Below are 25,287 nucleotides of genomic sequence, written 5' to 3' on the forward strand. Positions count from 1 at the left end.
AACGTTTGAATAGTATAACGCCCGAATGACCGCATTAGCGCATGTAAAATATACATTTTTTGCCGGCGGTGATCTTCTGCCGCCCGTTATACATGAAAAGCATTCAGATAAACAGGGATTATCTTACAATACGTTTTCAATTTCGCGTTTTAATCTTTCTTTTTCTTTGGCCACCGGAAGCGCCAGCGGGGAGGCAATGCCAAGGGTAAGTATATTTTTGTCGAGTTGTGTACTATTGCCGGCGGCCACCGCGATGCTGATGGCGCTGATGCGGTCTTTTACCAGCTGCTTTCCGAGGTCATCGGCGGCTACCTGCGACAGAACGCCCGGCAGCAACCCGATGGTGCGCAGCACATCCCAACGGGCCTGTTCGGGGAATGCCTCTGCATTCAACAAAAGAGTGATCTGGAACTGCAGTACCTTTTCCAGCTCGGCTTCCACGTTCCTGGCAGCACGTTTCAGTTCCAGTACGCCTACCGCTTTTTGATCGCCGGGCGCCATCAACTGCCTGAGACTGGTTTCGGGTTCCAGAATGGTGAAAGCCACCACTTCGCCGGCAGGCACAAATGAGATCTCCGATTTCGTATACGTATCGGGCACGCCCCATACCAGCAGCATCTGGCCGGGGGTATTTTCCTGCATCCGAAGAATACAGCCCCGTACCACATGGCCGCTACGCAATGATAATTCCAGTTTGGGCAAACCGGAATTATCATCTGATTGTTCCGCCAGTTTAGCCAGTTCTGCAAACCAGGCGCTGAAGCTTTTTAGCGGTAACGTTTTTAAATGATCGATATTCATTACAGTAATGTTTCAACGTAACCGGCGATCTGTGAATCTGTTTGTGAACTGAAGCTGTCTCCTGCCAGTTGAACGGTGAGGAACAACGTTGCATCTTTCAGTTCCATGGATACATTGTCGCGATTATCGGTATTGGTAAGATTTATTGCGCTCATCTTCTCTTTCAGCGCTTCCTTTCCCATATCGTCGGTGCAGATCTTCTTTACGAACGATTCGAGGTCGCCGAATACGATCTCGAGGCGGCTGAGCGGATAGGTATCAAAAGCAGTGAACGTATTCCAGTCGATATTCACTTTAATAGGGTAACCGGCCAGGTTATTCAGTTTCGATTCAAATGCCGGAAGCGAATCTGTTTTAATGCTTTCAGCGAGGCGTTTTTCTGCTAATCCCATAGTGTACTTGCTTTTAAAAGTTTGAATTTGTGATATCGCAAAGGTAGCAGGCTGCCCTTTGCCGGTCAATCGCCTGTTACAGCGATTTTGAGATATACTTAGAAATAGGGATGCGCAGCGGTCAGTCTTCACACATGTCGTTCATGTAATTTTGCACATCGAACACCATTATATCAATCTCCTGCACCACCCACCAGCTCATGCCTTCCCCATCGTTCTGCTGAACGGCCTGCGCCAGCGCATTTCTCTTTTTAATGATCTCGTTCATACCGCCCTGTCCGCCAGATGAGGACGGCAGCCAGTTGTGCAGTTTGATCAGTTCATCGAGGTGAGCCAATAATTTCGCGATCTCATCCGGGGGGTACGTTTGCCCTTTCGGAAGCTGTTCGAATTGCGCTTTGACAGCATCGGCATGGGTATTCAATGTAGCAAGATGATGATATTTAAACCATTCCCAGTTGTAGGGGCCATCCCAGTCAGGCTGATCTGCAGGTGGCAGATCGTTGTTTATTTCCATAGTAACTTTATTTTATCATTTTGAGGCCGGCTTTCACCGGCAGGCATCAATTCGTTGTCAATAACTGCCATTCTCCGAAGCAAACCGATTGCCCCGCAGCATGTATACTGCATTCCATCTCCTGCCCGGCAGCGTCGATCACATTCATTGAGAGATGCAAAGGCACTGCTTCATCACCGGCGGTAAGCGACATCGCCACATCATACAATTCATGATAGTTCAGCAGAATGGTGAGGTAAAAATAGTGGTCTTCATCCACACGTTTAAAAAGGCGCAGGCGCTGCGGCAGGAACCAGTGCACGGGCGTTGCCAGCGCAGTGACAGACCGGTCGAAACAATTGCAATTCACATCGGTGATCGTAACGGAATGGCGTAGGTGGCCCAAACCTGTAAGGGTTATCTTCCATAAAAACCGTTTCTCTTGTATGCGTCGTTTCCGCAGCAACCGTTCCGAAGTTCTTATTTCATTTATCAAAGACGTAAAAGCAGCAGCCGGGTACCCCGGCAGTAGTTGTTGGCGCAGTTTATCTTCATAAGCATCCTGTTGTTCCTGCGGCAATGCAACATGCGCCACTTTGCGGTAATAGAAAAGCATTACATTCCCGCTGTAAAGATTAACGTGCCCATCGAAACCAATGTCGAGGTCGATACCGGCCAGGCGGCGGGCATAACCCATACCTGCTGCCCCGGCGAGGGTATCTGGCGTGAGCATGAATTTTTCGAACGGGAAAGGGAACGCATCGGAATAGTACCGGCCATCGACAGGCGAATACCACGACAGGTAAAGAGTATCGGTATGCATGGGTATATATACCGGGCTGCCGAACAACATATGCCGCTCCCTGTGCAACCGGCCCGAAAGCCCCAGCGTCATCAGTTCCTCCTGTGAATAATATTCGTATTGAAGATCTTTCAGATCGAGGTTAACGCTTCTTCCATTGACCGTGTTTACGAACGATACCCTGGCGGGTACTATGGGCAGGTCGTTATCGTGATAAATATGCAGGTGCATGCGCACATAGTTGCGGTATTGCCGCCGCAGCCTGTAATGACAGCGCCAGTATCGTATAGATAATATCAGCACCGGCGTTGCGGCACAAACTGACAGCCATGCCGCAAAAAGCGGCTTATTGAAAGCGCCGCCTTTTTTCAGTTGCGCCAGTTGCCAGGCGCCTATAAGGATAAACCAGAGAGCTGACAGCATAACCACAAATGCCGTAACAGAGATGCGCACATGCTTCGTATTTCCACCATTAGGTGTGGCATGCCGCAGCCCCTGGTAATAAAAAGAAACCACCCAGGCAATGACAATATCCAGTGCCAGGGCGGCGAACACCGATATACCGGCAACGATCAGCCATTGCAGTAAGGTTATCACCGCAAACGTTATCAAAGCGGCCATCCTCAGCCAAAACCTTTCCAGGTTAAAATCCAGTATATACCGGCAGCGTTCTATTTCGTATTCATTCAACATGTACTGTTTGAGCGGCCTGCCTGCCCTGCATTTTCGATTGGTCAACAGGCTTTTTTGAGCACATGCAAAGTTGTATATTAAAAAACAGCCCTGCATCCATATAACCGGGTAAAACAAAAAATCACCATTTGTAGGTATGCCGGATGATCTTAAAACGGCAACCGGCCTCAATGAACGCAGGTGTGAATCGGGTTAAGCCTGTAAATTTGATATAGCGAACCTTTTCCGTTGCAAAACTTTTTGTTTGCCACAATGGGTTGTCTGGCTTTCAAATGACATCCGGGGCCTTATTGCAAAATCAACATCCTGCCTGATCCAAAATTACAGTTTTATTAAATTGAGAAAATAAACATCGTTTTCACGGAGTTCCAGTTCCTTCGAAAAAGGTATCCCGTTCTTAACAGTAATGATCTCTTTATAAACCGGCGAACCGTCATTCTGCCTTTTGATCTGCTCAACCTGTTGCCGTGTAAGCTGCGCCGGTTTTCCCATCGAGAGATAAGTTGAATAAGCATCATTACTGCGGTAACCCACCTTAAAAATTTCAAGGGCATACAAACCATCAGGCACCTGTGCAATGTTGATCTTTAATTTTCCTTTTGACCCCGAAGGCAGGTCCTGTGCATAATATTTCTGGTTGTGAACGGAATCGCCCGGATGGGTGTTTGTAAAATCCCAAACCAACGCCTGGATATTGCCGGATGAATCTTTGCAGATCCACGACGACGAATCCCTGTTCGCCAGCTCAATATTTCCCAGGCGGTTCAGGAATTGGTACGAATAAAAAACGGGCTTATTAATGCCTTGGGTGTTCAACATTCCAAAACCGCCATGAAAAGGTTCGAAACGAGGGCCCGGTTCTTCAAAGACATCAGTGAACACCCAATACGACATAGAATTGGCTGCATTACCAACCTGCTTCAATTTTTGCAAAACATACGCAGCTTCATGATAGCTGTCATGAATCGGATCGGATGGCGTATAAGAAGCACTCCATTCGGTGTAATGCAATTCCAGGTCCGGCATTGTTGATGCTGCGATCTCTTTCCTCGACTGAAGCACATCGCCGCTAAGGCTCATTGGGTTCTTATCGAGCACGGTTCCGCCCTGCCCGTATTCATCGAGGAATCCCTGCTTCACACCATAAGCATGCGTGCTGATAAAATCTATAGGAACATTGTTCTTGTGGCAAAACCCGATCATTTCAGGCTCCCATGCTGCGCCGGCGGTTCCCGGGCCGCCAACACGGTATTCGGGGTTCACGATTTTAACTGCCCCGGCAGTGTACTTATACAATTTGAAATAGTCCTGTTGTGTTCCCGTCCAGAACCCGGGAGAAAGGTTCGGTTCATTCCATACTTCAAAATACCAGGTCTTTACTTCTTCGGCGCCATAGCGTTCTGTAAAATGCTCCGTGAGATTTTTGATCAGTGCCGCCCACTTATCATAATCCTTTGGCGGGGTAACATTGCCCCGCCACCAGAAAATGGTTTGACTACCGCTTGCCAGCGCACTGGGCATGAATCCCAATTCAACAAACGGCTTCATGCCGATGCTATGCAAAAAATCAAACAAAGGATCGATGTACATGTAATTGTATTGTGGGTTTCCCTTGCTGTCTTCTTTATAAACGGCCATATCATCGGTAAGCAATCCATGCATCCTGATGTATTTGAAGCCGCATTCTTTTCTTACATAAGCCAATTGTTGCTGCCAGTCGGCCCTTAACCCCTCATTGGCTCTTCCTGCGCCCACGCACTCTTTGAAGAAAGTATTCAGGGTACCGGCTGTATTTTTGAAATCCACATTGATGATCCGCTCCTGAACGGAAGGCCTGGCCTGTTTTAAAGCCTTACTTTTTCCTGAAGTTTGTGCATTTAGTTTTTCCCTCATAAAGGGCAACAAGATCACTAATAATAAAAATCGTTTATTCATCATTAATTGTATTTTTTCCTCCTGCGATAAGTGCATCCCCGGTATGGGAAGATTCGGCGCCGGTAACGCAGCATGCCGGTGTATTCACCTTTCCGGTCACCAATGGCAACGATCCTGGTTTTCTCATTATATCTGATGGGAATGAGGAAAAAGCGATGGAGACCCTGCCAATAAGTCATTAATTGCAAAAGCACAGCAATAGCTGACAGGTAGCACGATTTTTTTCATATACACCAATCTTTTGATGAAACCAGTTGCTGTAAAACTATTGAAGGGCAGATGAAAACAGGGGGCCCGGTTGTTTCAGATTAGGGACCGCAATGATGTGGGGAATTAATTTAGAGCCATATATATTAACCGTTTAAGCATCCTGAGAATAATAACAGGCGCTCACAACCTTCATACAATGTCAATGCAGAACCGCCCAAAAGATGTATACAGGTATATAGCAAAACAAATCGGTTGCTGACGGAATGACCGGCAACTGTTACCGGCTGTCTGCCGGGCTGTGCGAGGTACGATTTTTTTGTGTAAAAAAGGGCGCACCGGCCCATTGAGCCGATGCCATAAACTACAATCGTACATACTTAAAAATACATTTTATGGCTACACAAAAGTTAACAGGAAAAAGAGTGGCGATCATTACAGAAAACGGTTTTGAAGAGGTTGAACTTACGCAGCCACTGCAGGCATTGAAGGAGGCAGGCGTCAATGCGCAGATCGTTTCGCCGCAACAGGACAAAGTGAAAGCCTGGGACCACGATCACTGGTCGATAGAGCTTCCGGTTGACGTACAGATCGACAACGCCAATCCGGATGATTATGATGCGCTGGTTGTTCCCGGTGGCGTAATGAATCCCGATACAGCAAGGGCCAATGAAAAATGCGTTGCATTTGTAAAGCATTTCCTCGATAAAGGCAAACCCGTTGCCGCTATTTGCCACGGCCCGCAATTATTGATAGAAACAGGTCTGTTAAAAGGGCGCACCATGACCTCGTATGCTTCCATTAAAACGGACCTGGTAAACGCCGGGGTGAATTGGGTTGATAAAGAAGTGGTGGTAGACAATGGCCTTGTAACGAGCCGCAGCCCCAAAGACCTGGAAGCATTCAACAGAAAAATGCTGGAAGAGATCGGTGAAGGAGTGCATGAACATGCCTAAACATCAAATTATACTTGTTGTAACTTTTAATATGCCAGGCGCATTCGTGCTGCCTGGCATAATCTTTTTGACCAGTATTAAAAAAATATATGATCCCGAACAAACGTGAAGAAGATATAAAAAGAGAAGAGCAGGAAACCGCCTTCGATAATGGCCAGTCGCCTGAATCGGTGAAAAAGAACCCCGATCCACGGGCCAATGAAAATCTGCCTGAAAAGGAAAAGAAAAAAGATAACCCTGAAGCTACCACGGGCCCCGGAAGTGAGGTTACCGATGGGGAAGACGGATAGCGAAGCCTGCATTATCAACCAATAACCCGCTTTTTAATTTGAGCACAACAGCCTTTATCTTTCAAAGATAAGGGCTAACGTTGTTTACAGGCTTTCGGCCATGAACAGACCGGAATAGTAAAAGGAATGTTATAAAAAGATAATGGAACCCGCTGCCCTGAAACAATCGATGTTGTTGAGCAAAGAAGGGTGTTAAAGAAGTAATAAATACGGCGATAAAACATACCGGACATGCATGTGTAAACCGTTTTAATTGTAAACTTGAAGAATTAAACCATCTTATATGAAAAAATGTTTACACCTGATCCTGCCCGTAACCTGCATTTCGCTGCTACTCACTACATCGTGTAAAAAAGATCATACCGAACAGCCGCCGCCGCCGGTTACCGCAACGTTCTCCATGAAGGATACGCTGATTATTGAATCGAAATACGCCACTCAGTTCCCCGACATTTACAATAAATACAACGGCAAAACGTATACTGTAAATTCCGATAACCTGAAATTATATGTTCTGGAAAAAATAAATGATGATGTTGTATTTTACTTCGAAGACCTTTCTTCCGGTATACAGAAACCGTCTTTTCATATAACGATAAAAGATACCGACTTCAGTTCGCTGTTACCTGAATACAACCTGGCAGATACTGCACACGTAGAAGTTAGTTGTTATCAGCAGTTCACCGACACAACCAAGGCATATCGCACAAATGAAAAAGTTAAAAGCGGTACATTAAAGATCAGCTATAACAACAAATACAAAACTGCATCGGGAGCAATCATCAACCTCAGCACCCCCATTGACTTTTATGTGCCCGACGATCCCCAACCCAACAGGATCTTGCCCGGTGTGCTTATCCTGGAAGGCGGTTCAACGCGTACCGTATCGTTGAAGTTCGATTCTGTAAGGAGTGATGATCTGTAAAAAAGCCAGGCATTTTTAAATATCAAAACTCATCATCGAAGGTGTGTCCCCCGGTCCATTCAAGGCCCTGCGCAAGACAATATTTTTTTTCGGCCCCATCTTCCTGAAAGAAAGTACCAAGGCTCGTATGAATGAACAGCCCGTTTTCAAAAGTAATGATGGTAACCGCCCAGGGTTTTAAGCCGTCATCACTTTCCGATATTACATAAACCGACTGGCCGTTGCCAGCTAGCGCACGCTTTGCCACCAGCGATACATACATCTCGTTTCTGCAGAATATTGAACCCGGCACCAGCTTCTCAGCATACGTTTTAACCGGCTCGTTCGTATACTGTTGCGGGCAGCACGGAAATTCGGCTGCGGTATACCAGTTACGCTGAGCGGCATTGGGGGTTTTTGCCATTATTATATCCATAGATAATACAATTAAGCTTACTATTTACAATAGTAAGTATTCATACGAAATCTTCAAAGAACAAATAGGCATTGCCGTAAACGTAATGGAGGGGCATAAAATATTCCGCTAACCGCAGTTCAACACTGGCATCATACAGACCTGCCACCATTTTGCGTTTTTTTTACGCATAAAACTTGCATATCTCGAAATGCCTGTTTATATTTGCGTATAATTAACGCAAAAAGACAATTAACCGGCTAACCCGGATAAAAGCAACGGGATCATCCATAGCTCCTGTTCGCATATAAAGCATTATTACAACACATAAGACGGTGCTGATAAAACCGTGCTGCGGCACGGACAGACCCCTCTGTGTTCAACCAAAAAAGTTTACCGCCATGAATGCATTGATCTGCAAAATAAACAAGGCAAATAAGATAGAAGAGGTGTTGAACCTGGCGCATTTTAAAACGGAGTTCAATGCTATCGTTAAGCAGATCCACCCCGATTACTGTACAGATGCGGGCGCCGTGGAAGCAACTGCAAAAATGAATATCTGGAAGCACCAGTATGAGAACGGGAAGCCGTTTACAGATGACGCAGGTGTTTTCAAAACGAATGGGTATTGGGCCCATTTTTCATCTGCCCTGCCCAACCTGACGGTATCGGTTAACAATTACAATAAGTTTCAACAACTGCGGTCCGACGCAGATGTACATTTCAGAAAATATCTGCCAAAAGAATGCCGCAGGCAGACGGATGGTGCTTTCCGGTTTCTTTTTGAAAAAAGGGCCATTCCATTATCAGGATTGCAACTGCCGCAGGAACATGTAAACTGGGTACTGAACAGGTTGCTGGAATACATTGCCTACCTGTCGCAAAGTGGTTTTGTTCATGGCGGCCTTAACCCCGAATCGGTTTTTATCGTTCCGGAAGATCATGGCATACAGGTGGTTTCGTTTTACCACCTCGCAAAGAAAAACAGCAGCATCCACACCGTATCAGGCCGGTATATGAACTGGTATCCGGCGCAGGTATTAAAAACGAAAATAGCGTCACCGGTAACCGACCTCGAGTGTGCCAAACGCATAGCAGCTTACCTGTTAGGCGATGCTTCGGGCAATGCGGTAAAATTCAGAAAAACGCACAACGAAGACTTTATCAATTTCTTACTTACCCGGCATGATGATGCGTACCAGTGTTTAACCCAATACCGGCAATTGTTACGCAGGAATTTTAAAACAGGATTTTATTCATTAACCATATAAAACAAATATTATGGGAAATTCAAGATGGTCGAATGATGCTTATAAACATTTACGGGCCAGTTATTCAAACAAATCAACCGCCCAGGTTTTCACCAGCAGAAGTATCGATAAAGATATGTCGCCCCGGGGTGTACAGTTTCGCGAAAGCCGCGATTCTGACGCGCATCCCGAAAGCCTGGCAATAGGCGTTTTTCTCGATGAAACCGGCAGCATGGGTTCCATTCCCGATATACTGGTGCGTCACAAACTGGGCGAGCTCATGAACACCCTCATTGCGCATGGTGTACCCGACGCACAGGTATTGTTTGGCGGCATCGGGGATCACTATGCAGACCACAGTCCGTTACAGGTAGGCCAGTTCGAGTCGGGCACCGACGAACTGAACCAATGGCTTACAAAGATCTTCCTCGAGGGCGGCGGCGGCGGGCAGAGTATGGAATCGTACGCCCTGGCATGGCTGTTTTTTGCCCGGCATACCTCCATTGATTGCTTCGAGAAAAGAAACCAGAAAGGCTTTTTGTTTACCATTGGCGACGAAGGCGTACATAAAGCACTGGAAAGAGATTTTCTTACCGATCTGTTGGGCTACCCTTTTTATGAAGATATACCGGCAGAACAATTACTGGCCGAAGCGCAAAGGATGTATCATGTTTTCCATTTGCATGTAACCGAAACATCTACCGGCAGCTCACGCGGCATCACAGATGGATGGAGAAAACTGCTGCAGGAAAGACTGATCCTCGTTGAAGATTATAATAACATAGCAGAAATAATTGCCTCCACCGTAGCCGTGGTAATGGGCGCCGATCTGAAAGAAGTGGTAGCGGCCTTCGATACAACTACAGCCAAACAGGTATCGAATGCACTGGTACAAATAAGTAATGGGGTAATAACCGGCAAACAGTCAGGCATCGTTTCTTTATAAAACAGCATGTACATGAGCAAAACAAGCATTGTTACAGGGCTTTTCTTTGGCGATGAAGGGAAAGGAATGACAACAGCCTTCCTTTCATCGCCCCAAAGCCTGGTGGTTCGATTTTCGGGCGGACACAATGCCGGGCATACCGTTGAAACCAACCGGTACCGGCATATTTTCTCCAGTTTTGGAGCCGGCACTTTGCATGGCGCCCATACCTACTGGAGCGAGTACTGCACCTTTTGTCCGAAATCTTTTTTCAATGAACGCCAGGCGCTGGTGCAAAACGGATACAATCCTGTTCATTTTATTCATCCGTTAGCTATAATAACCACACCATTCGATTACGAACATAACCACCGGCTTGAGTCGGTTAACAACCATGGCTCGGTAGGTGTGGGCCTCGGCGCTACCATTGCACGTCATACGCAAACGCCATTTAAGCTGTTTGCGATCGATTTACAATACCGGCCCCTGTTGTTACAGAAACTGAAGCAAATAGCAGATTATTACAGGGCGGTTAATGTAAATGAAAAGATCGATGAATTTTTATGGTATATCGATCAATGCGATGTTTCCATTTCAACCCTTACCGGTATCAGGAACAGGTATGAGCATATTATTTTCGAAGGGGCGCAGGGCATCATGCTCGATATGGATTTCGGGTTCTTCCCCAATGTAACCCGCAGTAATACCACTTCGAAAAATGCCATGGACATTATTCAAAAAGAGAACCTGCCATTACCGGATATCTATTATGTGATGCGTGCCTACTTAACAAGGCATGGTAACGGGTATATGCCCAATGAAACCGCTGAACTTTGTTTTGAAGATAAAACCAATATTACCCATCCCTGGCAGGGGAAGTTCAGGCAGGGATACCATTCAACCGGTTTATTGCAGCACGCATTACAACTCGATGCTGTTTATACCGGAAATGACGTGAGCAGGAAAAAGCTCGTCATTACCTGCGTTGATCAAACCGGCGATATGGTTTATATTGATAATAAGCAGGTCCCTTTATTTAATTTTCTGCAAACACCGTTACCGGTATCGGAATTTTATGTCAACCGATCGCCCAAAACGGGAGCGTTGGAGCAGGTAAGCCGGCGGATGATGGTTGATACTTAAACAACACAACCAGATAATTACATCATTGTTTTTTGCTTATTTAAGCGGCTGCTGATAGTACAGGGGGCCACCAGTATGCAATTGGTAGGTGTTCCCTTTTGTTGAAGCCCGGTTTTATCAAAAGATTGCCTGAGCGATAAAGTCTGACTGCTCAATATTTTGATGGCCAGTTCATTTACAGTGGCCTTGTTCAAAGGATCTGCCGTATTGTTCGCCTCTTTCAACCTGTAACAGTTTGCATTTACTACAAACAAGATCGGCAGCACAAGGTGAATTTTTTTCCTTTTGCAATAGGCGATATATTGCTTATCCCAGATCTTCAGCGGATCAGCAAGCAGGCTTTCAATACGTTTTTTATAAACAGAGTTTAAATCGCCTGAAATAAATGTAGACATCGATTTGGAAGAAAAACTGACTTCGAGAAAATGAATTCCGGTATAACAACTGTCTACAAAATTTTCTGAGTAGAACTGATGTTGAATATAAGTTGCCAGGGCGGTGTCAGCAGGCCCAACCGTTTGCTTTTTCTGAGCCATGGAGGCTACGGCAATTAAATTCAAAACAAAGAACAAATAAACTTTCATGAAGTGCTATTAGGGTTAAAGATTTTCATATATGCTTCGTTAGCGTTAACTAACGGGCAAACAGGAATTGGAAATTGTATCGGACAACCTCAATAGCAAAAATGCAGCCATTTTTAAAAAAGCGCTGTAGAACACCCGCTTACTTATACATTAACGACAACCGCCCGGCGCCAAACCAGTAACTTTACGATGGGGATTTTACGAATAGGATAACAAATCACAGCCCGGGCCCGGCGACAAACATGAACACTATGCTATTTACTGAACTGCAGGCTACACATGTAGCAGCAATCTGCAGCTGTGCAAATGTGACAATTACAGGGGGTGAAAATGCTATTGTGTAATTACCATACCTCCTGCCGGCTGCATTTCTATTTCGCAGCTGCCGTTTTTGGGAATTTCAATTTCTTTTAAATAGGTAACTTTGCTTTTGTTATCGTTGTAAAGTTTAACTTTCTTACCTGCCAACATGGGAAGATCTACTTTTAGTTTGACCGGCTCTTTAATTGCATTTACACCAGCGATATACCAACGGTCGTTGCTTCGCCGGGCAATTACACAAAACCTGCCGGGATAACCATCAATAAAAACAGTTTCGTTCCAGGTAGTAGGCACCTGCTTCATAAAATCAATTTCAAACGACGGCGCACCGGTTAAATTATCAGGCGTTAACGCAAACATTTGTATCGGATTCTGAAACAAAATAGCTGTCGCCAATTGAAAGGCATCTGTAGTTAAACGTTCATTCCTTTCCCGGTTGCTTTTAACCAGGTATTTATTAAGAAAGGTTCCGCCAAATTCCATACTTCCTACCGTATTTCTGATGAACGGGTGCATACTGGCGTTATAAGCTTCCGATTCACGCACGCTTTGTAGAAACACGAGCATTTCTGATGCCATAACGGCCTCACTACCTACAAAGTTTGGATACATTCGCTCCCAGCCCCTCGGCAACGTAGTTCCATGAAAAAAGATCATCAGGCCATAGTCATTTGCATCGGAAAGAACATCTTCATACAGGCGCATCGTCTCCTGCTTGTCGCCACCCCAAAAATCGACTTTTAAACCTTTCACCCCTATTTCCCGCAGCCATTTCATTTCCTTCTTTCTTTCAACCGACGTATTCATTTTATTCCTTGGTCCCTGGGGCGCATCATTAAATGCGCCATTGGAATTATACCATAAAAGCACATCGACGCCTTTTGACTGTGCATACTTAACAAGCTCATGCAGCCTTTCTTTGCCGAGGTTCGCATCCCATAAAGCATCTACTAAAATATACTCATATTTTAAAGATGCAGCCAGATCGATGAACTTAACCTGGTCATCGTAGTTCATGCTGTTGTCCTGCCAAACGATCCAGCTCCATGTACCCCGTCCGTACTTATACTTTTGCGAAGGCAGATACAGCGGTTCCACCACATCAAAAGGTATAGTGGTTTCAACGATCGGTTTAAGATTATTGCCCACCGTTATTGTTCGCCATGGCGTAACGCCGGGCAATGATATGGCGGCCCCTGAACTTCCAAAACCATTGTTATGTTTCGGGCTGGGATACTCAATAAAATACACCCCGTCGGCTGAGATCTCACTTAAATGAGAAGCACAATACAAACTGCTTACCCCCGTTTCAGAGATCAACACCCAGCCATTATTATCTATACGAAAAAGTCCGGGAAATATATATCCTTCCTTCGCCCTGTTTGCTTTATGCATGGGCGCATCGGCCACATACGGGTTTTCATAGCTGGGAGTGGTACGTTTCCAACCAGCCATCGGATCCATCATGGTGGAGAGGAAAGTAGTTGAAGCGGCCGGGAACCTGAAACCGGTTGTCTCCTTTTCCACTACACAGGCAAGCGTCTCATTCCAGGCCGGCATTTCATAACGAAATGCAATATCATTATTACTTACCTGAAACACGATACTGATCTTTTTCTGCTTTGCATTCTCCAGGTGCAACGTCAGCCTGTTGGCAACGTAATGAATTTGCGAGGTTTTTATTCTGTCCTGGGTATAGCTTTTATCGATACTACTATCGGCCTTACCCAAAAACTTCATACCGGTTGAAAAATCGCCCTCATTGGTTAGTAACCCAAGCGGGGAGTTTTCGAGCATAGGTTTACCCCTGTATGTTACAGAATATAACGGTTTGCCATTCGTAACTCCAACACTTAACATTAATTGCTTATCGGGACTATACACAATGGCATCCTGAGCAAAACCTGTTGTACATAACAGGCAAACAAGCAGCGTTAAAAATAATTTGTACATGGATTGATATCGGCTGAATGATGTTATTAATTATGTTATCTGGGTATGCTAACAGGATTTACTGTTTCAAAAACATCTACTGGTAATATATTACCCCTGTCATCGAACCTCATGGGAGAAATACAGGTTTCACGATTATATCCGTTGCCATCAGGAATTTTAAACCGGTGGTAAACAATGTACCACTCGTCTTTACCGGGAACTTTCACAACAGAATGATGACCGGCGCCTTTTACCACTCCCCTGCCCTTCAAAACCGGACCGGTTGCTGCTTTTGTAAAAGGGCCTAAAGGAGCATCAGCGGTAGCATAAGCTACCGAGTACCTGGGATCGCGGGTGTCATACTCCGACCACATCAGGTAATATTTCCCCTTTCTTTTAAATACAAAAGGGCCCTCATTATACCCCTGGGGTTTAATTGAAACGATCTTTGTTGAATCGAATGAAACCATATCGTTTGCCAGCTTTACCATATTACAGCGGCCCTGTCCAAAATACAAATAGGCAGCGCCATCATCGTCAACAAAAACCATTGGATCTATCATTTGCCCAGCCAGCATTCCTCTTCGCACCAATGGCTTTCCAAGCGCATCTTTAAAAGGGCCGGTTGGTTTACGGGCAACCGCAACGCCAATATTTACATCGGCAGAAAAGTAGTAGTAGTATTTTCCGTTTTTATGCGCAATAGCCGGCGCCCAGGCCCGCTCCTTCGCCCATGTGAGATCTTTGGGCAGATCGAGAATGACTTTTTCATTTTTCCAGTGCACCAGGTCTGAGGACGACCAGCAGGAAAAGTTGGTCGACTTCCATCCTTCGGTGCCGTCTGTAGTGGGATAGATATAAAACTTTTTATCAAATACAGCAATATGCGGGTCGGCGTATACGCCCGGCAAAACAGCCGGTGGTGCGTGAGTTGTATCGGTTTGCGTGAGCGCTCCCGGGGTTCCCGGCCGCTGTATCACTGTAACAGAAGTTAACAAAACCGGGATCAATAAAGAATAGAATACAATTTTCATATGCCAGACAAGTCGTTATTTATGTCAAATTAACGCTTAATTTCAATATTCACATGAAAATTCGAATAATTATCGGGAGACTAACTAAATCCCGGCAAACAAACCAGCTATCAAAGCACAGTAGATCTACTTGACCTGTTAACCGTCAGGAAGGTAAAGAAATATAAAATGGAAGAACCAACAAAAGAGGAACAGGCACTTATTGATGAAATGCATTATTAAAATAATACAAACCCGCCTGATCCAAAATCAATGCAGCTTTAGTTCGTCACCGTTGTCGCTAACTCAAATGCCAAAGCTAATGGCCCTGTTTTGACACATGCATGCCTACCTTATGCGAAAGCCAACATTTTTTTGTTAAGTAGCTTAAAAATAATAGTTTAACTATTGTTTTCTGCTAAAAAGTAGCGTATAATAGCGGAAATATTATGAGGGAGGAAAATGCCAAAATCATCCGTTTCATGATAGTTGAACTATACTCAAAATAAAACAGCGCAAGAACTAAATTTACTTCCGCTAACAACACCCTAAACATTTATGGAATCTACAAACAACAAAATATTATTACCGGAGTTTGATAGTATCAAAGACGACAAGGAGGAAATTCTTTGGACGGGAAAGCCAAAATTCATTCCTTTTATTTTTACAGAGATTTTGGGCGGACTCGCGATTCTTGCATTTTCCGCAATTTGGATATTATCAGCAAAAAATTGGGGTACAAACAGCGACAATAATTCATATTTCTGGTTATTCGGACTTATTCCTTTAATTGTAGGCGCTTTTACCTTTTTGAAAAAAATATTTTCATTTCCTAATACAGTTTATTCCTACTCAGACAAAAGAGTAATGATGCGTACAGGTTTTATTGGAACAGACTTTAAAGCAATAGACTACGATAAAATATCCGATATGGAAGTTACTGTAAGTGTTGTTGAAAAAATGTATAATGTCGGCACTATAAGGTTTTTTAGCGGCAGAACACAAACAGATGAAGGAAACACCACAAAATTATATGACAGTTGGAGTGCAATTGAAAACCCCTACGAAGTTTTCAAAATGGTAAAGCAAACATCCGTAAACGTCAAGACAGACTATAATTATCCTAATGCCTTAAGACCGGAGACTAATCCAGGTTATAACACAAAGTACGACCCTAAATAATTTGTAACAATAGCTCATGCTTAGAGTATTTATATTGATTTTTTTCTTTTTTCTTACGACACTCGCCAATGGACAAGGATTTAACAGGGTGCAAGATTTGTCTAACATGACGTTGGTGAGTAAAAAACTGGAATACCTGAAAATCCTGAACGACACAACACTTTGGTCATCCATTAACAGTGATAAAGACACGGCACTATTCTTTTTGAGGAATGACACCTTCTACATAAGGCAAAAATATTTGCAGACTGACCAAACCGGAACAAAATGGATCGAAAGACTTTACGGTTACAAAGTCATCAAAATTGCTCCGGATTCTCTAACGTTGAAAAACAAATATCCGTTTGGCTACAAACCGGACGACTGGGAAGACACGCTTGTTTTTGTAAATATTGAACAAATAAAGGAACCTGTGGCAGACTTCCGGTTTCTAAAATTGGAATACAGCAGTCCCTGGACCGGTGAAAGGAATATAACAGTTGACAGTTTGGGCAGGGTGAACTTTGTCGACAATCCTATTCAATATAGTATCAATAACCCAACTGCCGACAAAAACGCCAAGCCAAGAAGCTTTAGTGGACAGTTAACGATGAAAGAGTTGATAAACTTTAAGAACTTACTCTCAAAATCATTGCCTTCAAGATTGCCTTTGAAGCGAGGTTGTCCAATGGATGGCTCCACCTCGAACTTTGAAATACAAATTGGTACAAAAAATATTGTAAGCACGGGTTGTGACCTTAGCTGGACACACGCCAGCCTTTTAGAATATTTATTTGATATAGACCAGAACAAAGGACTTGTAAAAAGTCAAAGTAAAACAAACTACTCACAAAAGTATTAGTGCAAGCGGGGTCAGACGTTGAAAATAGCTTATCGGAATTTCACATAAGAGTTGAAGCTTAGATGAAGCTGAATGAATAATTAACAATTTAACGAGCATAGCCATCTAAATTCAAAGTAGATGAACAACAGAATTTCTGCAATAAAAAACGATGTTCAAGATAGAAACAGCCTTGCCTGGAAGAAGCTCTGCGACTATGTCGATAAAATTGCATCAGCAGGGAGTGACAAGTTTTCTCCATTTGAAGAATTAGGACCAGAACTTTATTCTCAGATATATACTTTGCCCGAGACAATATCCAAACTTAAAAATGTAAAAAAGGTTTGGTTGTATGGCAGCAAACTGAAGCGAATTCCCCCGGAAATTGGTGAAATGGAAGCCCTTGAATATTTTGACCCATATACATCATATGATCTGCATTGGTTTCCTTATGAAATTATCAATTGCAAAAATCTTAAAGACAGCAGAGTTAGTACCAGGGCTTTGTTTGGCAACTTTAAGAACAGAATGGAATTTCCCAATTTAACACATAACCCTGTAAGATATGCGGGTACTTCAGTAAAATGCAGCATTTGTAAAAAAGAGCTGTCCTGGCAGGAAACAAATCAATTATGGGTATCATTACGGATCGGCACGGATGTGCTGCCTTTACTTGCCAATATATGTTCAACAAAATGCGAAAGCGCGATCCCCCACCCGCCTGAAAATTATATATCTCATCCCCATAAAGGCGGTTCGCAACTCAAACAACCATGAGAACGCACAAACAGGACAGTTAATTTCATACAAGCAATTTAATTACGACTGGAACTAAACACCCCTAAACTATTCCTAAGCCGAGACCAGGCTCTTATCAATGAAATGAAAAATCAACAATCTAAATAACAATGAATTGGCAAACAAAAGCAAAACTTAACAGCGACATTGAGCCATTTGGAATAGTGACGAAATTCAATAACATATTCATCGGGCATACGAATACTATGAAATGGGGAATAGATAAGCCATTAAAAGCTGGGAACATATATAACTTAGATACCGGAGGTTCAAAAGGCGGGAAGCTTACTATTATGGACGTGGACAGTAAATGCTTTTGGCAATCAGATTAATTTAGTATCCCAATAATACATGAAACATTCCCTGATTTGCTTACAAGCATCAGGGATTTGCACACATGCACACGACCAGGCTTGCCGACCTTTGGATCATGAAAATAAAACAAATTGCATTGGGCAGCCAGGGATTGGTTGTACCGGTGATCGGCCTGGGCTGTATGGGTATGACGGGCTTTGAAGAAGGTCATATGTATGGCCCTGCGGATGAACAGGAAGCCATCGCTACGATTCACCGTTCGCTCGAGTTGGGCGGTAATTTTTTGGATACTGCCGATCTGTACGGGCCGCTGAAAAATGAACAGCTCATTGCGAAGGCAATCAGCGGCAAACGCGATCAGTATATTCTGGCCACCAAGTTTGGCTGGGAAATCGATGACAACAATAAAGTAACCTGGGCCATCAATGGTAAACCTGATTATGTAAAGAAAGCTATAGAGCGTTCGCTAAAGAACCTCAATACCGATTACATCGACCTGTATTACCTGCACCGCCTTGACAAAAATACGCCTATCGAGGAAACGGTTGATGCCATGGCCGGGCTGGTTAAAGAAGGCAAAGTGGGTTATATCGGTTTGTCGGAAGTATCGTCTGAAACGGTTACACGGGCACATGCCGTGCACCCGGTCACCGCAGTACAAAGCGAGTATTCTTTATTTGAACGAACGGTGGAAGAACGCGGGGTGTTAGCTACGTTAAAGGAACTGGGTATCGGCTTTGTAGCCTACTCACCATTGGGTCGTGGGTTTTTATCGGGACAGATCAAAAGCATCGATGACCTGCCGGAAAACGATTTCCGCAGAGCGATCCCGCGTTTCCAGGGCGAAATGTTTAATAAGAATATAGAACTGGTTAAGGCGATTGAAGCTATGGCTGAAGCAAAGAACGTCACTTCTTCACAACTGGCTTTGGCCTGGATCATGAGCAAGAGGATTTTACCGATCCCGGGAACGAAACGCAGAAAGTATCTGGAGCAAAACCTTGCGGCGACCGAGATTGAGTTGACGGAGGCGGATCTTTCAAATCTGGAAAGCATCGTGCCTTTGGGTACGGATACCGGCGCACCTTATGATGAGTTCAGTATGGGCTTAATTGATTAAATTTGGTTATGAATGCCATTAACTCAATATCAGCATTTCACCGGTTGCTGTCATTGCCCGAACCCCGCCACCCGCTGGTGAGCGTGATCAATCTGGCGGACAGTGTATTTTTGGAAGATGAGATATGGAAAGGTTTCGTAAACCGCTTTTATTGCGTGGCGCTGAAACGCGAAGCCAAAGGAAAGATCAGGTACGGACAGCAGCATTATGATTACGATAAAGGCGTATTGAGTTTCACCGCGCCTAACCAGGTGCAACAACTCGACCTGCAAAATATGGAATGTGGATCCGGTTATCTCCTGATCTTTCACCCGGATTTCCTGTTACAACATACGCTGGCGAACAGCATTCACCATTACGGTTTTTTTGATTACGCGGTTAACGAAGCGCTGCACCTGTCGGCCGGGGAAGAAGATGACCTGATTACGATCCTGCATAAAATTGATAAGGAGTGCCGGCATATCGACAAGCATACCCAGGAGATCATTCTGACGCTGATCGAGAGCCTGCTAAAATACTCCAACCGTTTTTATGAGCGGCAGTTTTTGACCCGCAGGAATAATAACTCAGCATTGCTGACCAAATTCGAGCAGCTGATCGATGACTACTTTAAAAGCGACGTACAGGGTTTGCTCACCGTACAATATATCGCTGCCCGGATGAACTTGTCGCCGAACTACCTCAGCGACCTCCTTCGGGTTCATACCGGGCAGAACACACAGCAGCATATTCATGAAAAACTGATCGCGAAAGCGAAAGAAAAACTTACCACGACCAGTCTTTCGGTAAGCGAGATCGCCTATGCCCTGGGCTTTGAGCACGCGCAATCCTTTAGCACGCTTTTCAAAAAGAAGACGAATTTATCGCCGCAGGAATTCCGTCAGTCTTTTAGCTGATTACCATGCACAAACTGTGTCGGGAAAACATTGTTCAGTGAAATATTTACCGGCAGCCACGTTCCGGGCCGATCAGTGCGTATTTGGCTATGCAAACAGACGAATATCATGCGAACTAAGCCTAAAAATCATCAGATCGTTTTATCCAATGATACACCGTTACTTCTACGATAGGAGGAATTGCGGATCATGCTGAAATGTTGGGACGCAGGAATGGTTATTCTTAATATAGAATGTATTCGGGCCATTTTTCCCTTTTTTAGTATATTGCACCAGGTTATACCATTGACAGCATTTATTACTCATTCCGCGATCAGCATTCTTTCTACACAAGACAATCGCCAGACCCTCACGGGACCTTCACGAGACTTTCACAAGACCTTTACGAGACCCTCACGGGACCTTCACGAGACCTTTACGGGATGTAAATCTTATGGTAATGGCTTCGGAGTGCATTTGCAATGGCCTTGCACTCCGGTTAAACCATAGATAAAAGCCAATGAAAGTATACTGAAACGGGTATTTGTATTTATGTGAATAACCCGGGAACAACCTACAGATTGTCTGATGACACGCTGGCGATTGCCTCACACACCAGGTATCGGTAGAGGGGCCGCAGGCAATCCCCGGCGTATCTCAGTACAATACCCCGGCTATCTGGCTACCTTTAACGTACAATGCAGGTACCATACCTACCATGTTTGACCATAATCCCCCAAAAATTCAACCTGATCCGATTGGGTTCAAACAAAAAAACGCTGGACATTGTGCCTTTCGATTCGAAAACCGGTAGCTGGCAACTGACCATCATTCCTATCGGTCATATTTAACCATAGGATATCCCCCGAATTTTCGAGCCATGTAAAGGAATTGCTCAACTTTGTAACGAAACAAAACAGTCAGTGTTCTATAAACGAACGATTAAGCCATCAACCCTTTTTGAATAGGTTGACACTCAGCTTGTTAATTATTGGCATATTTTTCTGTGCCTGCTCCCGGGTAAAATTGGGTGATAACAAATTTTATCTGCTATTTTCTCAGTCACCAAAATCAAATAGGTAAACCTATGCTTAAAAACTACCTTAAAATAGCCTGGCGCAATCTGCGGAACAACAAAATGTATTCTTCTCTCAATATAGCTGGTCTTGCTACAGGCATGGCCGTAGCATTGCTGATCGGACTGTGGATATGGGATGAAGTTTCATTCAATACCTATCACAGGAATTACAACCAGTTGGCGCAGGTAATGGTTCAGGCAACAAATAAAACAGCAAATGGGAATGCGATATTTACCGGATCGACTACTTCCATCCCTATGGGATACGAACTGCGCGACAAATATTCCGGTGATTTTAAACATGTATCGCTTGTTTCCTGGCAAGCGGCCCATATAGTAGCTACAGGAGACAAACAACTGTCACAAACAGGCATGTGGGTAGAGGAAACTTTTCCTGTTATGTTTACTTTAAAAATGCTTACAGGTAATGCCGAGGCATTAAAAGACCCTTCCTCGATATTGTTGGCTCAATCTGTGGCTAAAGCGCTTTTTAACAATGCTGATCCTTTGACCCAAACCGTGCGAATTGATAATAAAATGGAGATGAAAGTAGTGGGTGTATATGAAGATTTACCATATAACACAACCTATCGTGACGTAAAACTTTTGCTGCCATGGAAGCGATATGTAAATGGCACCGAGGAGTGGATAAAAAATTCGCAAACACAATGGGACAATCATATGTGCCAGTTGTATGTACAATTGAATGATCATGCAGACCTTAATAAGGTTAGCGCTAAAATCAGAAGTGTTCCTACTCCGCATATCACGTTTAGCAAAGAGGAGCTATTGTTGCACCCGATGAAAAAATGGTATTTGTACAGCGAGTTTAGGGAAGGCAAACTGGTAGGAGGGCGAATAAGTATAGTATGGATGATTGGGATCATTGGTGCATTTGTATTGCTGCTGGCCTGTATTAATTTCATGAATCTCTCTACCGCCAGGAGTGAAAAGCGCAGCCGGGAAGTCGGTGTCCGTAAAACCATTGGTTCATCGCGCAGGCAACTCGTACTTCAGTTTCTCAGCGAATCGCTGACAATGACCTTACTGGCCTTGATATTGTCGCTTGTGATGGTACAGCTATCGCTTCCTTTGTTCAACGGGCTGTCAGATAAACTAATGTCCATTCCCTGGGGCAATCACGTCTTTTGGTTGTTGATATTGACCTTCACTTTTATTACTGGTCTTATATCAGGCAGCTATCCGGCCTTTTATTTATCGGGGTTTAAACCGGTGAAAGTGTTAAAAGGAACGTTTAAGGCAGGACGTTTTGCCGCCCTTCCGCGCAAAGTGCTTGTAATAGTTCAATTCACCGTATCAGTTGCGCTGATCATAGGCACCATTATCATTTACCGCCAGATACAATATACCGGCAACCGGCCAGTTGGCTATACCCGTGAAGGACTAATCACAGTAGATATAAATACACCTGAGATAGCAGGTCACTACGACGCGTTGAGGAATGATTTGCTACAGACAGGAGTGGTGGCTGATATGGCGAATTCCAATAGCGCGCCGACAGAAGTATTTTCTAACAACATTGTTGAATGGAAAGGTAAAGATCCCAGTATAACCGTTAGTCCTGGAACCATTGCCGTGTCGCATGACTTTGGCAACACAGTTGGCTGGCAAATAAAAGAAGGCCGCGATTTTTCCAGGAATTTTCCTTCTGATACGGGTGCTTTTATACTGAATGAATCAGCGGTAAAGCTGACAGGGTTTAAAAGTCCGATAGGACAAACGATAAGGTGGCTGGATCGGGATCATGTCATTGTTGGAGTAGTTAAAGATATGGTAATGGAATCTCCGTATCAACCTGTTCGGCCTACCATCTTTCATTTGAATCCTTATTGGGCCCGTTTGATCACCATACGAATAAAACCCGGTATTAACCTCCATGATGGATTGGCCAAATTAGAACCTGTATTTAAAAAATATAATCCGGGTAGCCCTTTTGTGTATAAACTCACGGATGAAGAATATGCAAAAAAGTTTAATGATGAAAAACGTATTGGCAACCTGACCACCATCTTTGCTGTTCTCGCCATCTTTATTTCCTGCCTGGGTTTGTTTGGGTTGGCATCATTTGTAGCAGAGCAGCGAACCAAAGAGATTGGCATACGCAAAGTATTAGGGGCGTCTGTATTCAATGTTTGGAATATGTTATCAATGGGTTTTGTAACGCTGGTAATTATTTCATGTGCTATAGCTGTTCCCCTTTCCTGGTATTTCCTGCATGAATGGTTGCAGAAGTATGAATACCGTACAACCATATCGTGGTGGATTTTTGCAATGGCCATCCTTGGAACACTGCTGCTCACATTGGCAACGGTAACCTATCAATCAATAAAAGCGGCTATACTGAACCCTGTAAACAGCCTGAAGCGGGAGTAATATAGTTTATCAACAGCCTTAATATAAAAATACTCCGATTACAAATAGCTTATTCCCATCCGCTTTGACCCGCAAGCGGTGCACGCTGCTGGAAATAAAAATGCCCCTGTCGGGGGGTAGTGAATATAAAGCAACTGCTTACTTCTATAAAATTGCGTTAAATGCCCCTTGCCGCTTGTAACAGACCGGCCTGCTGAATATCTTGACCTCGCATTTATCACTTTAACCCCAAATTACATATGAAAACAACGGTCGTTTTCCTCCTAACCTTCATATGCAGCTATCCAACATTTGCACAAACTGCCGAAAACACAGAACAATCGGATGCCTGCCAGGACTTATTTTCAACAAGGAGCATATCGCTTCCAACAGATTTGAAATCTATAAACTGGGACACTATTCGATTCAACGATGAAACGTTGGCGGCCATCAGGAAAGCCACCTGCCTGCATTTAAGCGATGGGGAAAATATAGTGGAAGACCAATATGCATGCGTTTCCGGCATTGTTGACACGGAGTATTACAAACAGGATTTTGAACTGCCGGATACTTTGGACTGGTCTATTATCCGGCTCAACCATTCAAAAGTGATCAATGATAATGTTGAGGTGTTCCTTGTGATCGTGTCCAGAGGCAACTGCTACCTCCTTACCGTAGTTCGCGATCCTAACAAACCGGATCGTTTTGAAGGAAAAAGCATTGCTCTTTTGGAATTCGCTATGGGCAACCGGCATTGGGGCCATAACCGCGATGCCAACCTGTTGTCGGTAAACAATATAAAAGTTTATGGAAACTGCTGGCACGAAAATGATGAACCCGGTACGTCTGCGGGTGTAGCCACCACCATTTCGATTCGTAAAGATGGGGAGATAGTAGAAAAACAAAAACCAGTGATCGTGGAAAAACAAAAGCCATTGAAAAAGAAACGAAAAACAAAATAATCTATGGCGTTGCCCCAGGTTCGCCATATGAATTAACTTATAAACGAACCTGACAGGTTTTCCTTATTCGAATGTTCAGACCAGTTAAGTACCATTGAACACCATACCTGTGCAGATGTCAATAATGCACCTCACAGGTGAGCTCTAGTTATTCTATATGCATAACAATGAGCCCGTTTGATGATCGAAAGCTATCACAGTATGCTGTTCAACAGTTCAATTCCAAAGTCGATAGTAAAACTGTTTCTGGCAGTGTCATTGGACTTTTGATCAGCACCATTATCGGCGCTTTTCTTACTGGCCTGCAAATTTCACTGTTCGGACGATTCTTTTATGTGAGTTTGATTTTAGTTTATGTTGCTTCCTGGATAACCCTAAGAATGATAACAAAGAAGGACGCCGGCAACCCTATTATTCTACTGACTGCCGTCTTAGCCACTATTATTGGACCCGGAGTTACTCTTTGGCTTTTTATTCGGTGACACTTCGCAGGTTGGCACTACGTCCAGGGCTTCTGAGATAGCCTGGTTTCATTATAATATCCTACTTCACTATGGTCCACCCCGCCTGCCGAAAGCCCGATCATTGCATGTAATACTAAAACGAACATCTACCTCGCATCTTCGAACGCAAAAACGCCTTCAAATCCAACGACTTGAAGGCGTTTCTGCTTTTCTGCGGGCTGTAGGTTACAACTTTCGA

Annotated in this window: 22 protein-coding genes; 13 read left to right on the forward strand and 9 right to left on the reverse strand. The window is 44.1% G+C overall.

Annotation, left to right across the window (positions count from 1 at the left end; translation table 11 throughout):
• Positions 1–123 precede the first annotated feature (123 nt).
• The 5 genes from A4R26_RS10635 to A4R26_RS10655 form a co-directional block, all read right to left on the reverse strand.
• Positions 124–801, reverse strand: a complete 678-nt coding sequence (locus A4R26_RS10635; RefSeq protein WP_081163763.1) for a hypothetical protein — start codon at positions 799–801, stop codon at positions 124–126.
• Complete coding sequence (locus A4R26_RS10640; protein ID WP_081163788.1) at positions 801–1,193, reverse strand: hypothetical protein; 393 nt, start codon at positions 1,191–1,193, stop codon at positions 801–803. The genes A4R26_RS10635 and A4R26_RS10640 overlap by 1 nt, the downstream gene beginning before the upstream one ends.
• A 121-nt stretch (positions 1,194–1,314) precedes the next feature.
• Positions 1,315–1,710, reverse strand: a complete 396-nt coding sequence (locus A4R26_RS10645; protein ID WP_081163764.1) for a hypothetical protein — start codon at positions 1,708–1,710, stop codon at positions 1,315–1,317.
• Positions 1,711–1,756: 46 nt separating this feature from the next.
• Positions 1,757–3,229 carry a hypothetical protein gene (locus A4R26_RS10650; RefSeq protein WP_133054622.1) on the reverse strand — a complete coding sequence of 491 codons (1,473 nt, stop codon included), beginning with the start codon at positions 3,227–3,229 and terminating at the stop codon, positions 1,757–1,759.
• A gap of 276 nt (positions 3,230–3,505) precedes the next feature.
• Positions 3,506–5,122: a GH39 family glycosyl hydrolase gene (locus A4R26_RS10655; protein ID WP_242674878.1), complete on the reverse strand. Its 1,617-nt coding sequence runs from the start codon at positions 5,120–5,122 to the stop codon at positions 3,506–3,508.
• 599 nt (positions 5,123–5,721) lie between these two features.
• Here A4R26_RS10655 and A4R26_RS10660 point away from each other — a divergent pair.
• The 3 genes from A4R26_RS10660 to A4R26_RS10670 all read left to right on the forward strand — a co-directional run bounded on the left by A4R26_RS10660 (position 5,722) and on the right by A4R26_RS10670 (position 7,497).
• On the forward strand, positions 5,722–6,282 hold the full coding sequence (locus A4R26_RS10660) for a type 1 glutamine amidotransferase domain-containing protein (protein WP_081163766.1): 561 nt from the start codon (positions 5,722–5,724) through the stop codon (positions 6,280–6,282).
• 89 nt (positions 6,283–6,371) lie between these two features.
• Positions 6,372–6,572 (forward strand): hypothetical protein, encoded by a 201-nt coding sequence (locus A4R26_RS10665; protein ID WP_081163767.1) that lies wholly within the window; start codon positions 6,372–6,374, stop codon positions 6,570–6,572.
• 283 nt (positions 6,573–6,855) lie between these two features.
• Positions 6,856–7,497: a hypothetical protein gene (locus tag A4R26_RS10670; protein ID WP_081163768.1), complete on the forward strand. Its 642-nt coding sequence runs from the start codon at positions 6,856–6,858 to the stop codon at positions 7,495–7,497.
• Between the two features lie 22 nt (positions 7,498–7,519).
• On the opposite strand, the gene A4R26_RS10675 is transcribed toward A4R26_RS10670, so the two are convergent.
• On the reverse strand, positions 7,520–7,912 hold the full coding sequence (locus tag A4R26_RS10675; protein ID WP_081163769.1) for a hypothetical protein: 393 nt from the start codon (positions 7,910–7,912) through the stop codon (positions 7,520–7,522).
• Positions 7,913–8,292: 380 nt separating this feature from the next.
• Between A4R26_RS10675 and A4R26_RS10680 the strand changes: the two genes are divergently transcribed.
• The 3 genes from A4R26_RS10680 to A4R26_RS10690 are packed head-to-tail and all read left to right on the forward strand — an operon-like array spanning position 8,293 to position 11,209.
• The gene (locus A4R26_RS10680) at positions 8,293–9,162 is read left to right on the forward strand and encodes a hypothetical protein (RefSeq protein WP_081163770.1); all 870 of its coding nucleotides are present in this window, start codon (positions 8,293–8,295) and stop codon (positions 9,160–9,162) included.
• 10 nt (positions 9,163–9,172) lie between these two features.
• A complete protein-coding gene (locus tag A4R26_RS10685; protein ID WP_081163771.1) occupies positions 9,173–10,087 on the forward strand; it encodes a hypothetical protein in 915 nt (304 codons plus the stop codon).
• Positions 10,088–10,099: 12 nt separating this feature from the next.
• Entirely contained in the window at positions 10,100–11,209 is a 1,110-nt protein-coding gene (locus A4R26_RS10690; RefSeq protein ID WP_165760224.1) for an adenylosuccinate synthetase, read from the forward strand.
• A 17-nt stretch (positions 11,210–11,226) separates the two neighbouring features.
• Here A4R26_RS10690 and A4R26_RS10695 read toward each other — a convergent pair whose 3' ends face one another.
• From A4R26_RS10695 to A4R26_RS10705, 3 genes are all read right to left on the reverse strand, one after another.
• Positions 11,227–11,793, reverse strand: a complete 567-nt coding sequence (locus tag A4R26_RS10695; protein WP_081163773.1) for a hypothetical protein — start codon at positions 11,791–11,793, stop codon at positions 11,227–11,229.
• A gap of 333 nt (positions 11,794–12,126) precedes the next feature.
• Complete coding sequence (locus A4R26_RS10700; protein WP_081163774.1) at positions 12,127–14,067, reverse strand: glycoside hydrolase family 97 protein; 1,941 nt, start codon at positions 14,065–14,067, stop codon at positions 12,127–12,129.
• Between the two features lie 35 nt (positions 14,068–14,102).
• Positions 14,103–15,083, reverse strand: a complete 981-nt coding sequence (locus tag A4R26_RS10705) for a family 43 glycosylhydrolase (protein WP_081163775.1) — start codon at positions 15,081–15,083, stop codon at positions 14,103–14,105.
• A 537-nt stretch (positions 15,084–15,620) separates the two neighbouring features.
• Between A4R26_RS10705 and A4R26_RS10710 the strand changes: the two genes are divergently transcribed.
• From A4R26_RS10710 to A4R26_RS10745, 7 genes are all read left to right on the forward strand, one after another.
• Entirely contained in the window at positions 15,621–16,244 is a 624-nt protein-coding gene (locus A4R26_RS10710) for a PH domain-containing protein (RefSeq protein WP_081163776.1), read from the forward strand.
• Between the two features lie 16 nt (positions 16,245–16,260).
• On the forward strand, positions 16,261–17,085 hold the full coding sequence (locus tag A4R26_RS10715; protein WP_081163777.1) for a hypothetical protein: 825 nt from the start codon (positions 16,261–16,263) through the stop codon (positions 17,083–17,085).
• Positions 17,086–17,205: 120 nt separating this feature from the next.
• The gene (locus A4R26_RS10720; RefSeq protein ID WP_081163778.1) at positions 17,206–17,841 is read left to right on the forward strand and encodes a hypothetical protein; all 636 of its coding nucleotides are present in this window, start codon (positions 17,206–17,208) and stop codon (positions 17,839–17,841) included.
• Between the two features lie 451 nt (positions 17,842–18,292).
• Positions 18,293–19,297: an aldo/keto reductase gene (locus A4R26_RS10730; RefSeq protein WP_081163790.1), complete on the forward strand. Its 1,005-nt coding sequence runs from the start codon at positions 18,293–18,295 to the stop codon at positions 19,295–19,297.
• A gap of 8 nt (positions 19,298–19,305) precedes the next feature.
• The gene (locus A4R26_RS10735; protein WP_081163779.1) at positions 19,306–20,193 is read left to right on the forward strand and encodes a helix-turn-helix domain-containing protein; all 888 of its coding nucleotides are present in this window, start codon (positions 19,306–19,308) and stop codon (positions 20,191–20,193) included.
• 1,066 nt (positions 20,194–21,259) lie between these two features.
• A complete protein-coding gene (locus tag A4R26_RS10740) occupies positions 21,260–23,644 on the forward strand; it encodes an ABC transporter permease (RefSeq protein ID WP_081163780.1) in 2,385 nt (794 codons plus the stop codon).
• Between the two features lie 374 nt (positions 23,645–24,018).
• Positions 24,019–24,585: a hypothetical protein gene (locus A4R26_RS10745; RefSeq protein WP_133054623.1), complete on the forward strand. Its 567-nt coding sequence runs from the start codon at positions 24,019–24,021 to the stop codon at positions 24,583–24,585.
• Positions 24,586–25,287 lie beyond the last annotated feature (702 nt).

Origin of the sequence: Niastella populi (assembly GCF_002078015.1) — a bacterium.
In the GTDB taxonomy this organism is placed as follows: Bacteria; Bacteroidota; Bacteroidia; order Chitinophagales; family Chitinophagaceae; genus Niastella; species Niastella populi.

Excerpts from the sequence above, each read along its gene's own strand:
- A4R26_RS10635 (WP_081163763.1), bottom strand. The coding sequence starts at position 801 with ATGAATATCGATCATTTAAAAACGTTACCGCTAAAAAGCTTCAGCGCC.
- A4R26_RS10640 (WP_081163788.1), bottom strand. The coding sequence starts at position 1,193 with ATGGGATTAGCAGAAAAACGCCTCGCTGAAAGCATTAAAACAGATTCG.
- A4R26_RS10645 (WP_081163764.1), bottom strand. The coding sequence starts at position 1,710 with ATGGAAATAAACAACGATCTGCCACCTGCAGATCAGCCTGACTGGGAT.
- A4R26_RS10655 (WP_242674878.1), bottom strand. The coding sequence starts at position 5,122 with ATGATGAATAAACGATTTTTATTATTAGTGATCTTGTTGCCCTTTATG.
- A4R26_RS10660 (WP_081163766.1), top strand. The coding sequence starts at position 5,722 with ATGGCTACACAAAAGTTAACAGGAAAAAGAGTGGCGATCATTACAGAA.
- A4R26_RS10665 (WP_081163767.1), top strand. The coding sequence starts at position 6,372 with ATGATCCCGAACAAACGTGAAGAAGATATAAAAAGAGAAGAGCAGGAA.
- A4R26_RS10670 (WP_081163768.1), top strand. The coding sequence starts at position 6,856 with ATGAAAAAATGTTTACACCTGATCCTGCCCGTAACCTGCATTTCGCTG.
- A4R26_RS10675 (WP_081163769.1), bottom strand. The coding sequence starts at position 7,912 with ATGGATATAATAATGGCAAAAACCCCCAATGCCGCTCAGCGTAACTGG.
- A4R26_RS10680 (WP_081163770.1), top strand. The coding sequence starts at position 8,293 with ATGAATGCATTGATCTGCAAAATAAACAAGGCAAATAAGATAGAAGAG.
- A4R26_RS10685 (WP_081163771.1), top strand. The coding sequence starts at position 9,173 with ATGGGAAATTCAAGATGGTCGAATGATGCTTATAAACATTTACGGGCC.
- A4R26_RS10690 (WP_165760224.1), top strand. The coding sequence starts at position 10,100 with ATGAGCAAAACAAGCATTGTTACAGGGCTTTTCTTTGGCGATGAAGGG.
- A4R26_RS10695 (WP_081163773.1), bottom strand. The coding sequence starts at position 11,793 with ATGAAAGTTTATTTGTTCTTTGTTTTGAATTTAATTGCCGTAGCCTCC.
- A4R26_RS10700 (WP_081163774.1), bottom strand. The coding sequence starts at position 14,067 with ATGTACAAATTATTTTTAACGCTGCTTGTTTGCCTGTTATGTACAACA.
- A4R26_RS10705 (WP_081163775.1), bottom strand. The coding sequence starts at position 15,083 with ATGAAAATTGTATTCTATTCTTTATTGATCCCGGTTTTGTTAACTTCT.
- A4R26_RS10710 (WP_081163776.1), top strand. The coding sequence starts at position 15,621 with ATGGAATCTACAAACAACAAAATATTATTACCGGAGTTTGATAGTATC.
- A4R26_RS10715 (WP_081163777.1), top strand. The coding sequence starts at position 16,261 with ATGCTTAGAGTATTTATATTGATTTTTTTCTTTTTTCTTACGACACTC.
- A4R26_RS10720 (WP_081163778.1), top strand. The coding sequence starts at position 17,206 with ATGAACAACAGAATTTCTGCAATAAAAAACGATGTTCAAGATAGAAAC.
- A4R26_RS10730 (WP_081163790.1), top strand. The coding sequence starts at position 18,293 with ATGAAAATAAAACAAATTGCATTGGGCAGCCAGGGATTGGTTGTACCG.
- A4R26_RS10735 (WP_081163779.1), top strand. The coding sequence starts at position 19,306 with ATGAATGCCATTAACTCAATATCAGCATTTCACCGGTTGCTGTCATTG.
- A4R26_RS10740 (WP_081163780.1), top strand. The coding sequence starts at position 21,260 with ATGCTTAAAAACTACCTTAAAATAGCCTGGCGCAATCTGCGGAACAAC.